Raw genomic sequence first — 12,061 nt, forward strand, 5'->3', positions numbered from 1 at the left:
ATTTTTCGGGACGAGCGGTATGAAGACTTTGCGATTGACCTCCAGCGACCGGGCCATCCTCCTCAATTTGCGCTTCTTTTCGCGGCTCCCACGGCCCGCACAAGAGGCAATTCTAGAGGGCGCCACCGTCTCGACGCACGAAGCGCACGACACCCTGTTCCGCCAGGACGATCCTATCGACAACGTCCTCGTCGTCCTCTCGGGACTCGTCCGCCTCTATCGCCTCGGCAAGGACGGGCGCGAAGCCGATGTCGCCGTTTTCCAGAAAGGCGAGTTGATCGGGGTGAACGCCATGTTCCTGGATCGCCGCGCCACTGCCAATGTACAAGCCGCAGAACCGTCGATCGTCGCGCGGCTGGAAAGCGCTAAGCTACGCCAGCTTGCCGCCGAAGACACCGGCGTCGCCCAAGCGCTTCTCGAGCTCCTCTGCCATCACGGCAAGATGGCCGAGGACTGCCTTGCCGAAGACCGCTTGCTCACCGCGCCTCAGCGCGTCGCGAACTATATTTTGAGCCATTGCCCTATCGGGACGGAGAGCTTCTCCTTCCGCCTGCCATTCCAGAAAAGCGTGCTCGCCGGCAAGCTTGGCCTCGCCCCGGAGGCACTGTCGCGGGCCTTCTCGACGCTGCGTCGGTCTGGCGTGGTGGTGAAGGGCCGGGTCATCGAGATTCGCGACCGTCAGGCGCTGGAACAGTTCTGACGGATATCAGAGCCCGCCCTGCACGGTCAGGAACTCGACGATCCTCTCAATGCCCTCACCGCGCTTCATGTCGGAGAAGACAAAGGGTTTTTCGGCGCGCATCCGCGTCGCGTCGTGCTCCATCACCTCGAGGTCGGCGCCGACATACGGGGCGAGATCCTTCTTGTTGATCACCAGCAGGTCGGACTTGGTGATCCCGGGGCCGCCCTTGCGCGGGATTTCCTCTCCCTGGCAGACGGAAATCACGTAGATCGTCAGGTCCGCAAGATCGGGCGAGAAGGTCGCCGCCAGATTGTCGCCGCCCGATTCGATGAAGACCACGTCGAGATCGGGAATACGGCGGTTGAGGTCGGCGATCGCCTGAAGATTGATCGAGGCGTCCTCGCGGATCGCCGTGTGCGGGCAGCCGCCGGTCTCGACGCCGACGATCCGCTCCGAAGGCAGCGCCTGCATGCGCACCAGCGCCTCGGCATCCTCCTTGGTGTAGATGTCATTGGTGACGACGGCGACCGAATATTTCTCCCGCATCGCCTTGCACAGCTTGTCGGTCAGCGCCGTCTTGCCGGACCCGACCGGGCCGCCGATGCCGACGCGAAGCGGACCGTTTTTCGATGGCATTTCCTATGTCCTTTCTACTGCGAAGATGCACGGCGTTCCTGGCGCGTCCACTAGGAGCGGAACAGGCGCGAATGCAGGGTTTCATGTCTGAGCGATGCAATATCGGCGATGATCGCGGCCGAGCCAAGCTCGTCGAGCGACCGGCACGCGGCGCGGCCGGCAACCGCGGCAATCTCTGCCTCGAGGCTGGCAAGCACGCCGATGCCGTCGCGCTGGCCGATCACCCCACAGCGGATGGCCACCGATACGGCAGTCGATGCCGCAGCGTTGAGATAGGCCGCAAGCGTCGGCTCGAGTCCGGTCCGATGCGCACCGGCGACGGCGCCGACCGCCACAGGATAGGCGGCGGTCGGCCCGAGCGTCTCCAGCACCGGATGCGGCCAATGGCCGGCGGCGGCAAGAAATGCTTCGCCAAGTAGCATGGTCTCCATGTGCCGTTCACGGGAACCGGCGAGCGCTTCTGCCAGTTCGCCGACCGCCCTCAGTCCGGTCGTATCGGCGTGGCTGCGGTAGCTTTCGGCGAGAAGCAGCGCGTCGTTCCAGAGCGGGCCGTGATTGAGGAGTGTTTCCAGCCAGAGCCGCAGATCGTCGGCATTGGTCACGAGGCCGTCGTGAACCGCCTGCTCCAAGCCGCCGGAATAGGAAAAGGCACCGACAGGAAAGGCGGGCGACAGCCAGGTGACGAGGCGCAGCAGAGCTTGCGTGGCGCCTTCTTCAGCCATGGTGGGGGTCGTGACCATGCCCATGGTGATGATGGCCGGTGCCGTGATAGGCACCGCGCAGGGGGTGGAATGGCTCGACCGCTTCGTTCACCGTCGCTCCGAGGCCCTCGAGCATGGCGCGGATGACCGGATCGCGGACGATCAAGATCCGCCCCTCATCGATTGCCGCCGCCAGATGCCGGTTGCCGAGGTGCCAGGCGAGTTCGATCAGATGCAGCCTGTCGCGCGGACGGATCTCGTAGAGCGCCTCCTCAGCCGCCTTCACTTCGATATAGCCGCCACCCTCCAGCGCCAGCAGATCGCCGTCGGCGAGCATTACCGCTTCCTTGAGGTCGAGCATCACCACGTCGTCGTTTTCGAGATGCAGGAGCTTGCGGCGCAGATGCCGCTGGTCGTGGGTGAGCGTCACCCGGTGAAGCGGCGCCTTGTCGGCAGGGCCGGGAGAAAGAATTTCCGTCGAACGGTAGGGCATGTCAGATGACCTCGACCTTGTCCGGATGGACGACCTCGACGCGAGCCTCGACAAGGAGGTCGGCCATGGCTACCTGAAAGGCCTTCAGATGCGGCTCGGCAAAGTGAACCTCGAGGGCCGCCCGGCTCTTCCAGGTTTCGACGAAAACCAGCGAGTCCGGTTCGGCGGGCTTGCGGTAGAGATCGTAGCTGGTGCAGCCTTCTTCCTTGCGGGTGGCGTCGATCAGCGGCACGGCATGCGCCACGACGTCGTCGCCCTTGCCCGGGTGCGCTTTCAGATATGCGATGACGTAAACCATTGAATTCCATGCCTCCGACGCGCTTTACTCTACAGCGCCGCGCGTCCAATCGGACGCGCTAAGGTCGCTGCAGCACTTTGAAATGCTGCATGATTTTTATCCTTAAATCGATTCCGATTTAAGGAATCATGCAGTAGCAAGAAAAAGCCCCGGCGCCAGCAAGAAGGCGAAAATCCAAGAGACTTTCAAACCTCATTGCGGCAGCCGGGGCCTTCATGATCACATTGCCTGATCAGGCAGCGATCTTCTGCGACTTCAGCGCGTCGAGAATGTTCTGCGGCGAGGAAACGCCATAGGGATCGCTATCGCAATTGTCGGAATAGCCCTCTTCCTCGAACCACTGCTCGACCGTGCCGTTGTTGACGACGGCGGCGTAGCGCCAGGAGCGCATGCCGAAGCCGAGATTGTCCTTGGCGACCAGCATGCCCATCTTGCGGGTGAACTCGCCCGAGCCGTCCGGAATGAGCTTGACGTTTTCGAGCCCCTGCGACTTGCCCCACGCGTTCATGACGAAGGCGTCGTTAACCGAGATGCAATAGATCTCGTCAATGCCGAGCGCGCGGAACTCGGGCGTCAGTTTCTCGAAATCCGGCAGCTGATAGGTCGAGCAGGTCGGCGTGAAGGCGCCCGGCAACGAGAACAGCACGACGCGCTTGCCGGCAAAATAGTCCTCCGACGAAACATCCTGCCAGCGGAACGGATTGGGTCCGCCGACGGCTTCGTCGCGGACGCGGGTGCGGAAGGTTACAACGGGTACTTTTCTGCCGAACATAGGGTCATCTCCTTCGAGTGGGCAGCCGGCCGTCATGTCTCGGGAGGAACGACAGCCAGCGAAAGGGAAGGCCTCTTCTAGCGAAGATTCCGCTGCGGTGCAGCATCAAAGCGCCGATTCAGCGGGCACCGCATGGCAGCCATGCGGCTGATGCATGGCAGTGCGAAGAAAGGCGTGCTTAACCATCACCTGCCCTTGATCTTGCCGCGCTGCAACGCGCCAGCTACAACCTGCGCGGTAAATAGCTGGGGAACTTTGAATGCTAAAATACCTTTATCTTGGTTTCGCCGCTGCCTTACTCTCGGGCTGCCAACCGCCTGCTCCGGATTCCGTCCTAGTGGATTGATCGAGACAGAAGATTCCGGATTGGGATTCCCAAGGAGGGTTCGGTGTGCAAGATTGAGGCATGCGCACCGGTATTGAATTTCACGTCAGAGCCTCCGACAGAACCCGCCTCGAAGCCATCGTTGCGAACCGCAGTTCGCCGCAGAAACATGTGTGGCGCGCGCGGATCATCCTGTTAAGCGCCGACGGCCTGGGAACGGTGGCGATTATGGCGGCGACCGGCAAATCGAAGACCTGCGTCTGGCGATGGCAGGAGCGTTTCATGGCCGAAGGCGTCGATGGTCTTCTGCGTGACAAGAGCCGGCCACCGGGCACCGCGCCCCTGGAGCGTGAGTTGGTCGAGCAGGTGGTCGCGCTGACGCTGGAGCCACCCCAACAGGAAGCCACCCACTGGACCGTTCGTGCAATGGCAAAGGCGGTCGGGATTGCGGCGTCTTCGGTCGTCAAGATCTGGCACGAGCATGGCCTTGCGCCGCACCGCTGGCGCCGCTTCAAACTGTCGAATGACAAGGCTTTTGCCGAGAAACTGCATGACGTTGTCGGGCTCTACGTCGCACCGCCGGCCCATGCCATTGTCCTTTCCGTCGACGAAAAGAGCCAGATCCAGGCGCTCGACCGCACCCAGCCGGGGCTTCCTTTGAAGAAGGGTCGGGGTGGCACGATGACCCATGATTACAAACGCCATGGCACCACCACCCTGTTTGCCGCCCTCAATGTGCTCGACGGCTCGGTGATCGGCCGCAACATGCAGCGCCACCGGCATCAGGAGTTCATCCGTTTCCTCAACGCCATTGAGGCCGAACTCCCGAAGGATAAGGCGGTCCATGTGATCCTCGATAACTACGCGGCACACAAACAACCCAAAGTCCGCGCCTGGCTGGCCAGACATCCACGATGGACCTTCCACTTCGTTCCGACATCCTGTTCATGGCTGAATGCCGTCGAGGGATTCTTCGCAAAGCTGACACGCCGGCGCCTCAAGCACGGCGTTTTTCACTCCGTCGTCGACCTGCAGGCGGCCATCAATCGCTTCATCAAAGAGCACAACCAAGAACCGCGACCGTTCATCTGGAAAGCTGACCCAGACGACATCATCGCGGCCGTCAAACGTGGGCACCAAGTGTTGGAATCAATGCACTAGCATCCCAAACTCCACCATCGTCAGCCGCGCGCAAAGAGTTTCTAAGATTAGCTCGGACAGCCGGAATCAAGCCCGGCGAGGTCAAAACCGCGCAGATATCGAGTGTAGTGCTGCTCGACCCAGAAGCCAGAATCTATGCGTTCTGTGTACTCGTCACGGAAACCAAGCGCCCGGGTCGATTAAACATAAACGGCATCGCCTTGCGAAATGGGAAAGTGGTCGACTCAAGCCCGGGCGATTCCCGCTGCCGCGATAAGAGGCTCCGCTACTACGACTTCCCGGAGCTCATCTCTATGAAAGGCTGATCAGATCAGATCGGCCCTTAAGCAACGGCATGGCGCTCTCGACGCTCGCTTGTTGTAGGCTTGGCGTCATCAGCTGATGCATAGCTGGGCACAAGCATTTGCGGAACCAGCATTCCGCTCACTGTCGCGGGCAACGGGGTAATGAGGATGACCGGGACAGCTGCAAGCGCTTCAATTGCGCAGCGGCGGAAATAAGCGTCTAGAACAGGAAGTACCGCTGCGCCATCGGCAGCACGGTCGCCGGTTCGCAGGTCAGCAGCACGCCGTCGGCGCGCACCTCATAGGTCTCCGGATCGACCTCGATATGCGGCGTCAGGCTGTTGTGGATCATCGACGCCTTGCCGATGCCGCCACGGGTGTTCTGGACGGCGACGAGTTCCTTGGCGACGCCGAGTCTTCCCGCCAGTCCGGCATCGAGCGAGGCCTGCGAGACGAAGGTGACCGAGGAATTCGTCCGGCTCCGGCCATAGGCGCCGAACATCGGCCGGTAGTGGACCGGCTGCGGCGTCGGGATGGAGGCGTTCGGATCGCCCATCGGCGCCGCCGCGATCGTGCCGCCGAGCAGCACCATGTCCGGCTTGACGCCGAAAAAGGCCGGATTCCAGATGACCAGATCGGCGCGCTTGCCGACTTCGAGCGAGCCGATCTCGTGGCTGAGGCCATGGGCGATCGCCGGGTTGATCGTATATTTGGCGACGTAACGCCTGACGCGGAAATTGTCGTTGTCGCCGGTCTCCTCCTTCAGCCGGCCGCGCTGGCGCTTCATCTTGTCGGCCGTCTGCCAGGTGCGGATCGCCACCTCGCCGACGCGGCCCATCGCCTGGCTGTCGGAGGAGATGATCGAGAAGGCGCCGATGTCGTGAAGGATGTCTTCCGCCGCGATCGTCTCCTTGCGGATACGGCTCTCGGCAAAGGCGATATCCTCCGGGATCGACGGCGACAGGTGATGGCAGACCATCAACATGTCGAGATGCTCGGCAAGCGTGTTCTGCGTATAGGGCCGCGTCGGGTTGGTCGAGGACGGGATGACGTTCGGCTGACCGCAGATTTTGATGATGTCCGGCGCGTGGCCGCCGCCGGCCCCTTCGGTGTGGAAGGCGTGAATTGTCCGCCCCTTGATCGCCGCGATCGTATCCTCGACGAAGCCGCTCTCGTTCAGCGTATCGGTGTGGATCATCACCTGCACGTCGTATTCGTCGGCAACCGAGAGGCAGCAATCGATCGCCCCGGGCGTCGTACCCCAATCCTCGTGCAGCTTCAGCGAGGTGGCGCCGCCGAGCACCATTTCGACGAGCGCGCCGGGCAGCGAGGCGTTGCCCTTACCGGCAAAGGCGAGATTCATCGGGAAGGCATCGGCCGCCTCGATCATCCGGGCGATGTGCCACGGCCCCGGCGTGCAGGTCGTCGCCAGCGTGCCGTGCGCCGGGCCCGTGCCGCCGCCCAGCATGCAGGTCAACCCGCTCATCAGCGCCTCTTCGATCTGCTGCGGGCAGATGAAATGGATGTGGCTGTCCATGCCGCCGGCGGTGACGATCTTGCCCTCGCCGGCGATCGCCTCGGTGCCCGGGCCGACGATGATGTTCACGCCCGGCTGCGTATCCGGATTGCCGGCCTTGCCGATTGCGGCGATCCGGCCGTCCTTGAGCCCGATATCCGCCTTGACGATCCCCCAGTGGTCGACGATCAGCGCATTGGTGATGACCGTGTCGACCGCGCCGCCCTCGCGCGACACCTGGCTCTGGCCCATACCGTCACGGATGACCTTGCCGCCGCCGAACTTCACCTCCTCGCCATAGGTGGTGAAGTCCTTCTCGACCTCGATGAAGAGTTCCGTATCGGCAAGCCGCACCTTGTCGCCGACGGTCGGACCGAACATGTTGGCATAGGCCGCACGCGACATTTTGTAGGACATGGGTCAGGCTCCTTGGGACAAGTCTGAGGTAGGCAATGGATTGAGGCGACGCAGCCGCCCCGCGGCAGCGAGCGCATCGACATAGCGGCGCTCGGCGGCGAAGGGATGCCACTCCCAGCCAGAATGGCCGAAACCGGCCAACACGATCTCGTCGTCTGCGGAGGCGATGCCGGACAGGATGTCGGCGATCACCACCAGGCCGCTCGACGGGGCGACGTAGGGCGCCGGCCCGAACCGGGCGAGGTCTTGCTCCAGCCGCTCGTGCGTCGCGGCAGGCACGATCCGGTGCGGCCGCCCCGTCGCCCGTGCGAAGCTCTCGAAGCCGGTGGTGTAGTCATCACAGAAATCGTCGAGATCCGGATGGGTGTTGGCCAGCGCTGCGCGCATCGCCGCGAACTTTGCAGCGGAACGCACGCTCCAGATTTCGCGCGCCTGCCGCACCGGCGCGCTCGTCTTCCAGCGCCCGCCGCCGAGCATCGACAAGGCGGGGCGGCCGGTGTTGCAGACGGCGACCACGTCGGTTCTGGTTCCGCCGCGGCCGACCGAACGGCAGTCGTTGAAGCGGATCACCAGATCGGCGGCATCGATCGTCGCGGCAGCGCCTTCCGGCACCTCGCCATTGCCAACGATCATGATGACGCGCCGGCTTCGCAACGGTCAGTTCCCTTGAGCCTCGAGGAGTTCTTTTAATTCGGCAGTGCGCTTTCGGGTCAGTTCCGCGAGGCAGCCGGAAACCAGCATGGGCTCCATCGAGCCGCCCCGCGCCTCGAAGCCAGCGAGCTCGCACTGACCGTCGCGGTAGCCGATCCAGGCCCGCTGCGCCTTTTTCAAGGCTTCGACGGCACCGACATAGGCGGCGTCGATGTCACCGAGTTCCTTGTCGGTTTCGCGCATCGCGGCGATCGCCTTGCCGTAGGTCTTGTTGAGATCCGCGTCCGCCGCCTGATACTCCCGATCGGCGCAAATGTTCAGATCCATCTGCGTCTCCGCCTTTTGGCAGTCCACCTCGGGCTCCTGAGCAAAGGCAGAGGTCGCAAGAACGAGCAGCAGGCCGATGGCGGGTGCGGCCGCTCTCATAGTTTGCCCATGACCTGCTGGCGGAAGCCGAAGACCTCGCGCTTGCCGGAAAGCGGGATCAGCGTGACCTGCCGTGTCTGTCCAGGTTCGAAGCGCACGGCCGTGCCGGCCGGGATATCGAGCCGCCTGCCGCGCGCCGCGTCACGGTCGAAGATCAGGCCGGGATTAGTTTCTGCAAAGTGATAGTGACTACCGACCTGCACTGGCCTGTCGCCGGAGTTGGAAACCTCGATGGTGATGGTCGGAAGACCGCCATTGAGTTCGATGTCGCCAGCGGCCGCGATGATCTCGCCCGGTATCATGTTCGTGTCCCCTTACGCAGCCTTCTCTGACGCGCAGCCTTGCGGTTTCAGCACGCGCTCCGTCGAAGCCGGATACTTCTTCAGCATCGCCGCCGGGCGCACCGGCCGGCGGACCAGCTCGCCGCTGCAGTTCGGGCAGATCCCGGAGAGCTTCGCCTCGGCGCAATCGACGCAGAAGGTGCATTCGAAGGTGCAGATCATCGCCTGCCTGCTTTCGGGCGGCAGGTCGCGATCGCAGCATTCGCAGTTCGGGCGCAGGCTGAGCATGATTTCCTCCTAGCGGATGGGTTCGTGAACGGTGACGAGCTTCGTCCCATCCGGGAAAGTCGCCTCGATCTGGATGTCGTGGATCATTTCCGCAATGCCCTCCATCACCTGGTCGCGGGTCAGCACATGCGCGCCGGCCTCCATCAGTTCGGCAACGGAACGGCCGTCGCGGGCCCCCTCGACGACGAAATCGGTGATCAAGGCGATCGCCTCGGGATGGTTGAGCTTGACGCCACGCTCCAGCCGCCGGCGCGCCACCATTGCCGCCATTGAAATCAACAGTTTGTCTTTTTCGCGCGGAGTGAGATTCATGCGTCGCTATCCGGGATTGATTGCGGGATCAGAGAGTCCAGACTTTCGGCACAGACGCGTCCTTACGCAAGTGCGAAATAAGCGGGACGAGGATTTTTCTAAGCTCGAATCCATCGGCAGCGGCGACACGGGCGACGAGCTTGTCGCGACCGCCGACCTTGTAGTGGCTGACGCCCGCCTGCACGACCGGCGCGAGCATGCCGCGCAGCTTCGAAAGCATGGCTTCGCAGTCCGGCGCGACATAAAGGAGCGTGACGAAGGCCGCAGCGCCACCGAGCGTTGCGGGCCTCGCGGCAAGCTTCGCCATGTCGTCGGCAAGCGTCAGGTTCTCCGCATGAACAAGCCTGCCGCCGCTCCGCACCCGCCAGCGGTCGCGAAACAGGCCGGCATGCACCGCCTCGCCCATCGCCTTGCGACCCAGAAGCACCGCCTCAACCGCGAGGAAGCTCGCGTCGGGCGCCAGGTCCACCTCGAGCGAGCGCGACAGCGAAGCGCGGTCGAAGAGGATGGTTTCCTGCGGCAGCCAGTCGACGCGCCCCCCGGCAGCGACCGATATGCGCGTCGAGATTTCCGCCGTACCGGCGCTTGCCTTGTAGATCTTCTCGCAGGCCTGCGTGGTCAGCGTCAGGCTCGTCCCCGCGCCGGCCACGAACTCCCAGTCGAGCCGGTCGCCACCGGTGACGCCGCCCGAAGAATTGATGAGCACCGCTTCCATCGAGGCGTCGAAGGTCTTCGGCAGACGGATCTTGGCGCAACCTTCCTGATAGAGTTCGGCGATGCGCGTGCGCCCCCTTTCGGACTTGGTGACAAGCCGTCCCTTACCCCACGCCCTTTGCGGGGCGATGATCGCCGCGTCACTCAAGGTCTTCAGATGTTCCCTGCCGGCACGCCCCTGCGACGTGCATCGTAATGCGGCATCGTCTGAAATGGCATGCCGAAAGTCAAGCCTCTGTTTCGCAAGCACAATCTTGCTTTCGGAAGGCCTGGCAGGCGGCAGCTACAAATAGAAGCGGGACCGCTAGCTTTACCAACAAAAGGGAGAGCGCCGGCATGCGGCGCCCTCCCGGCTGTCACCCTGACACTAGGACCGGGCGAACTCAAGCAGGTCCTTGTTCAGCTGCTCCTTGTGAGTATCCGTGATGCCGTGCGGGCCGCCCGGATAGACCTTCAGCTCCGCATGCGGAATGAGCTTCTTCGAGGCCCGGGCGGCGGCGTCGATCGGCACGATCTGGTCGTCATCGCCATGGACGATGAGCGTCGGCACGTCGAATTTCTTCAGGTCCTCGGTGAAGTCGGTCTGCGAGAAGGCGACGATCGAATCATAGGTGTTCTTGTGGCCGGCCGTCATGCCCTGCACCCAGAAGCTGTCGATCATGCCCTGCGAAGGCTTGGCGCCCGGCCGGTTGAAGCCGAAGAAGGGTCCCGAAGCGATGTCCTTATAGAGCTGCGAGCGATCGGCGAGGCTTGCGGCCTGCAAGCCATCGAAAACGTCCTTGGGCAGGCCGCCCGGGTTCGTGTCGGTCTTGACCATCAGCGGCGGAACCGCAGAGATCAGGCCGGCCTTGGCAACGCGGCTGGTCCCGTGGCGGCCGATATAGCGAGCGACTTCGCCACCGCCGGTGGAGAAGCCGGCGAGGAATATATCCTTCAGGTCCAGGTGCTCGATCAGGTCGGCGAGGTCGTCCGCATAGTGGTCCATGTCGTTGCCGTCCCACGGCTGGCTGGACCGGCCGTGGCCGCGACGGTCGTGGGTGACGACGCGGAAACCGTTGTTGGCCAGATGGAAGGCCTGAGCTTCCCAGCTATCGGACGACAGCGGCCAGCCGTGGCTGAGGATGACGACCGGACCGTCCTTCGGGCCCCAGTCCTTGTAATAGATTTCAACGCCGTCGCGAGTGGTGATCCTGCTTCCCATGGTCCTTGCTCCTTCCGTTGTTGATGGCTGCACTTTATCCGCTGCCGCGGCCGGCTGGGAGACGGAGAGTGCGGCGGCCGCGCTGGCGGCGCCGAGTGCGCCCGCCAACATTTCTCTCCTGGATACCGTAGCCGTACCATTCTGGACCTTCGTCATCGAATTGCTCCTTTCGCGAGACCGCTATTAAATCGTGCACGATATAATAGCCACGATGGACGCTCTGTTCTTGACAGAACCACTTTGCATCGATGGCGATTAAATCGTGCACAATGCTTATCGCGGCAAACCGCTCATGTCAATATCTTGCGATTATATCGCCAACGATTTATTCTATTTCATCGGAACGTTGGAAAAGACCATGGCGAAGGCAGATACCCCCTCCCCCGAAGACCTGATGAAGCTGGATAATTTCCTGTGCTTTGCGATCTATTCCGCAAATCACGCATTCACGCGCGTCTACAAGCCGCTGCTCGACGAACTGGGCCTCACCTACCCACAATATCTCGTGATGGTTGTACTGTGGGAGAAAGATGACCAGACTGTCGGCGGTCTCGGCGAGAAACTCTTCCTCGAGTCGAGCACGCTCACGCCGATGCTGAAGCGACTCGAGGCCATAGGATACATTTCGAGGGTCCGTGACCGGACTGATGAGCGGCAGGTGCGCGTGCGCCTGACGGAGACCGGCCGGGCGCTGAAGGCAAGGGCTGGCACCGTTCCGTGCGGCATCATAGATGCGACCGGAATGCAGCCCACCGAGATCGGTCGGCTCAAGCAGGAGATTGCAGCACTCCGCGCCTCGCTGCTGCGCTAGGCGGACTAGAGCATTTTGCAGTCAGGTGGAATCACCTGACGTCGCACAAATGCTGCAAAAACAAAGGTTTAGAGCGGCGGCGCGAACGTATG

16 protein-coding genes are annotated in these 12,061 nt (G+C 62.6%); 3 read left to right on the top strand and 13 right to left on the bottom strand.

Annotated elements, in window-relative coordinates:
• The first annotated feature begins 19 nt into the window (after positions 1-19).
• Positions 20-700, top strand: a complete 681-nt coding sequence (locus tag NGR_RS23615) for a Crp/Fnr family transcriptional regulator (RefSeq protein ID WP_012709007.1) — start codon at positions 20-22, stop codon at positions 698-700.
• A gap of 6 nt (positions 701-706) precedes the next feature.
• On the opposite strand, the gene ureG is transcribed toward NGR_RS23615, so the two are convergent.
• The 5 genes from ureG to NGR_RS23640 all read right to left on the bottom strand — a co-directional run bounded on the left by ureG (position 707) and on the right by NGR_RS23640 (position 3,582).
• Positions 707-1,318, bottom strand: coding sequence for an urease accessory protein UreG (gene ureG / locus NGR_RS23620; protein WP_012709008.1), 612 nt, complete (start codon positions 1,316-1,318; stop codon positions 707-709).
• Positions 1,319-1,368: 50 nt separating this feature from the next.
• Complete coding sequence (locus NGR_RS23625) at positions 1,369-2,040, bottom strand: urease accessory protein UreF (protein ID WP_164924444.1); 672 nt, start codon at positions 2,038-2,040, stop codon at positions 1,369-1,371.
• Positions 2,033-2,512, bottom strand: a complete 480-nt coding sequence (gene ureE / locus NGR_RS23630) for an urease accessory protein UreE (protein ID WP_012709010.1) — start codon at positions 2,510-2,512, stop codon at positions 2,033-2,035. Before ureE ends, NGR_RS23625 begins: the two co-directional genes overlap by 8 nt.
• Before the next feature lies 1 nt (position 2,513).
• Entirely contained in the window at positions 2,514-2,810 is a 297-nt protein-coding gene (locus NGR_RS23635; RefSeq protein ID WP_012709011.1) for a putative quinol monooxygenase, read from the bottom strand.
• A gap of 232 nt (positions 2,811-3,042) precedes the next feature.
• The gene (locus tag NGR_RS23640; protein ID WP_012709012.1) at positions 3,043-3,582 is read right to left on the bottom strand and encodes a peroxiredoxin; all 540 of its coding nucleotides are present in this window, start codon (positions 3,580-3,582) and stop codon (positions 3,043-3,045) included.
• Between the two features lie 406 nt (positions 3,583-3,988).
• Here NGR_RS23640 and NGR_RS23645 point away from each other — a divergent pair, with 406 nt between their 5' ends.
• Positions 3,989-5,068 carry an IS630 family transposase gene (locus NGR_RS23645; protein WP_012709013.1) on the top strand — a complete coding sequence of 360 codons (1,080 nt, stop codon included), beginning with the start codon at positions 3,989-3,991 and terminating at the stop codon, positions 5,066-5,068.
• A 504-nt stretch (positions 5,069-5,572) separates the two neighbouring features.
• On the opposite strand, the gene ureC is transcribed toward NGR_RS23645, so the two are convergent.
• From ureC to NGR_RS23685, 8 genes are all read right to left on the bottom strand, one after another.
• Positions 5,573-7,285 carry an urease subunit alpha gene (gene ureC, locus NGR_RS23650; RefSeq protein WP_012709015.1) on the bottom strand — a complete coding sequence of 571 codons (1,713 nt, stop codon included), beginning with the start codon at positions 7,283-7,285 and terminating at the stop codon, positions 5,573-5,575.
• A 3-nt stretch (positions 7,286-7,288) separates the two neighbouring features.
• Positions 7,289-7,939 carry an urease accessory protein gene (locus NGR_RS23655; RefSeq protein WP_012709016.1) on the bottom strand — a complete coding sequence of 217 codons (651 nt, stop codon included), beginning with the start codon at positions 7,937-7,939 and terminating at the stop codon, positions 7,289-7,291.
• Between the two features lie 3 nt (positions 7,940-7,942).
• The gene (locus tag NGR_RS23660) at positions 7,943-8,362 is read right to left on the bottom strand and encodes a lysozyme inhibitor LprI family protein (protein ID WP_012709017.1); all 420 of its coding nucleotides are present in this window, start codon (positions 8,360-8,362) and stop codon (positions 7,943-7,945) included.
• Positions 8,359-8,664 (bottom strand): urease subunit beta, encoded by a 306-nt coding sequence (locus NGR_RS23665; protein ID WP_012709018.1) that lies wholly within the window; start codon positions 8,662-8,664, stop codon positions 8,359-8,361. The genes NGR_RS23660 and NGR_RS23665 overlap by 4 nt, the downstream gene beginning before the upstream one ends.
• Before the next feature lie 12 nt (positions 8,665-8,676).
• Entirely contained in the window at positions 8,677-8,931 is a 255-nt protein-coding gene (locus tag NGR_RS23670) for a DUF1272 domain-containing protein (protein ID WP_012709019.1), read from the bottom strand.
• Positions 8,932-8,940: 9 nt separating this feature from the next.
• Entirely contained in the window at positions 8,941-9,243 is a 303-nt protein-coding gene (locus tag NGR_RS23675; RefSeq protein WP_012066611.1) for an urease subunit gamma, read from the bottom strand.
• Positions 9,244-9,271: 28 nt separating this feature from the next.
• Positions 9,272-10,105 (bottom strand): urease accessory protein UreD, encoded by an 834-nt coding sequence (locus NGR_RS23680; protein ID WP_164924445.1) that lies wholly within the window; start codon positions 10,103-10,105, stop codon positions 9,272-9,274.
• A gap of 219 nt (positions 10,106-10,324) precedes the next feature.
• Positions 10,325-11,314 carry an alpha/beta fold hydrolase gene (locus tag NGR_RS23685; RefSeq protein WP_164924446.1) on the bottom strand — a complete coding sequence of 330 codons (990 nt, stop codon included), beginning with the start codon at positions 11,312-11,314 and terminating at the stop codon, positions 10,325-10,327.
• Between the two features lie 202 nt (positions 11,315-11,516).
• Here NGR_RS23685 and NGR_RS23690 point away from each other — a divergent pair, with 202 nt between their 5' ends.
• Positions 11,517-11,969 carry a MarR family winged helix-turn-helix transcriptional regulator gene (locus NGR_RS23690; RefSeq protein ID WP_164924665.1) on the top strand — a complete coding sequence of 151 codons (453 nt, stop codon included), beginning with the start codon at positions 11,517-11,519 and terminating at the stop codon, positions 11,967-11,969.
• The last annotated feature ends 92 nt before the right edge of the window (positions 11,970-12,061 follow it).

Source organism: Sinorhizobium fredii NGR234, assembly GCF_000018545.1.
Classification (GTDB): domain Bacteria; phylum Pseudomonadota; class Alphaproteobacteria; order Rhizobiales; family Rhizobiaceae; genus Sinorhizobium; species Sinorhizobium fredii_A.

Coding starts and splice junctions, on each gene's coding strand:
- NGR_RS23670 (WP_012709019.1), bottom strand. CDS start 8,931: ATGCTCAGCCTGCGCCCGAACTGCGAATGCTGCGATCGCGACCTGCCG.
- NGR_RS23615 (WP_012709007.1), top strand. CDS start 20: ATGAAGACTTTGCGATTGACCTCCAGCGACCGGGCCATCCTCCTCAAT.
- NGR_RS23665 (WP_012709018.1), bottom strand. CDS start 8,664: ATGATACCGGGCGAGATCATCGCGGCCGCTGGCGACATCGAACTCAAT.
- NGR_RS23625 (WP_164924444.1), bottom strand. CDS start 2,040: ATGGCTGAAGAAGGCGCCACGCAAGCTCTGCTGCGCCTCGTCACCTGG.
- NGR_RS23635 (WP_012709011.1), bottom strand. CDS start 2,810: ATGGTTTACGTCATCGCATATCTGAAAGCGCACCCGGGCAAGGGCGAC.
- NGR_RS23640 (WP_012709012.1), bottom strand. CDS start 3,582: ATGTTCGGCAGAAAAGTACCCGTTGTAACCTTCCGCACCCGCGTCCGC.
- ureC (WP_012709015.1), bottom strand. CDS start 7,285: ATGTCCTACAAAATGTCGCGTGCGGCCTATGCCAACATGTTCGGTCCG.
- ureE (WP_012709010.1), bottom strand. CDS start 2,512: ATGCCCTACCGTTCGACGGAAATTCTTTCTCCCGGCCCTGCCGACAAG.
- ureG (WP_012709008.1), bottom strand. CDS start 1,318: ATGCCATCGAAAAACGGTCCGCTTCGCGTCGGCATCGGCGGCCCGGTC.
- NGR_RS23675 (WP_012066611.1), bottom strand. CDS start 9,243: ATGAATCTCACTCCGCGCGAAAAAGACAAACTGTTGATTTCAATGGCG.
- NGR_RS23690 (WP_164924665.1), top strand. CDS start 11,517: ATGGCGAAGGCAGATACCCCCTCCCCCGAAGACCTGATGAAGCTGGAT.
- NGR_RS23685 (WP_164924446.1), bottom strand. CDS start 11,314: ATGACGAAGGTCCAGAATGGTACGGCTACGGTATCCAGGAGAGAAATG.
- NGR_RS23645 (WP_012709013.1), top strand. CDS start 3,989: ATGCGCACCGGTATTGAATTTCACGTCAGAGCCTCCGACAGAACCCGC.
- NGR_RS23660 (WP_012709017.1), bottom strand. CDS start 8,362: ATGAGAGCGGCCGCACCCGCCATCGGCCTGCTGCTCGTTCTTGCGACC.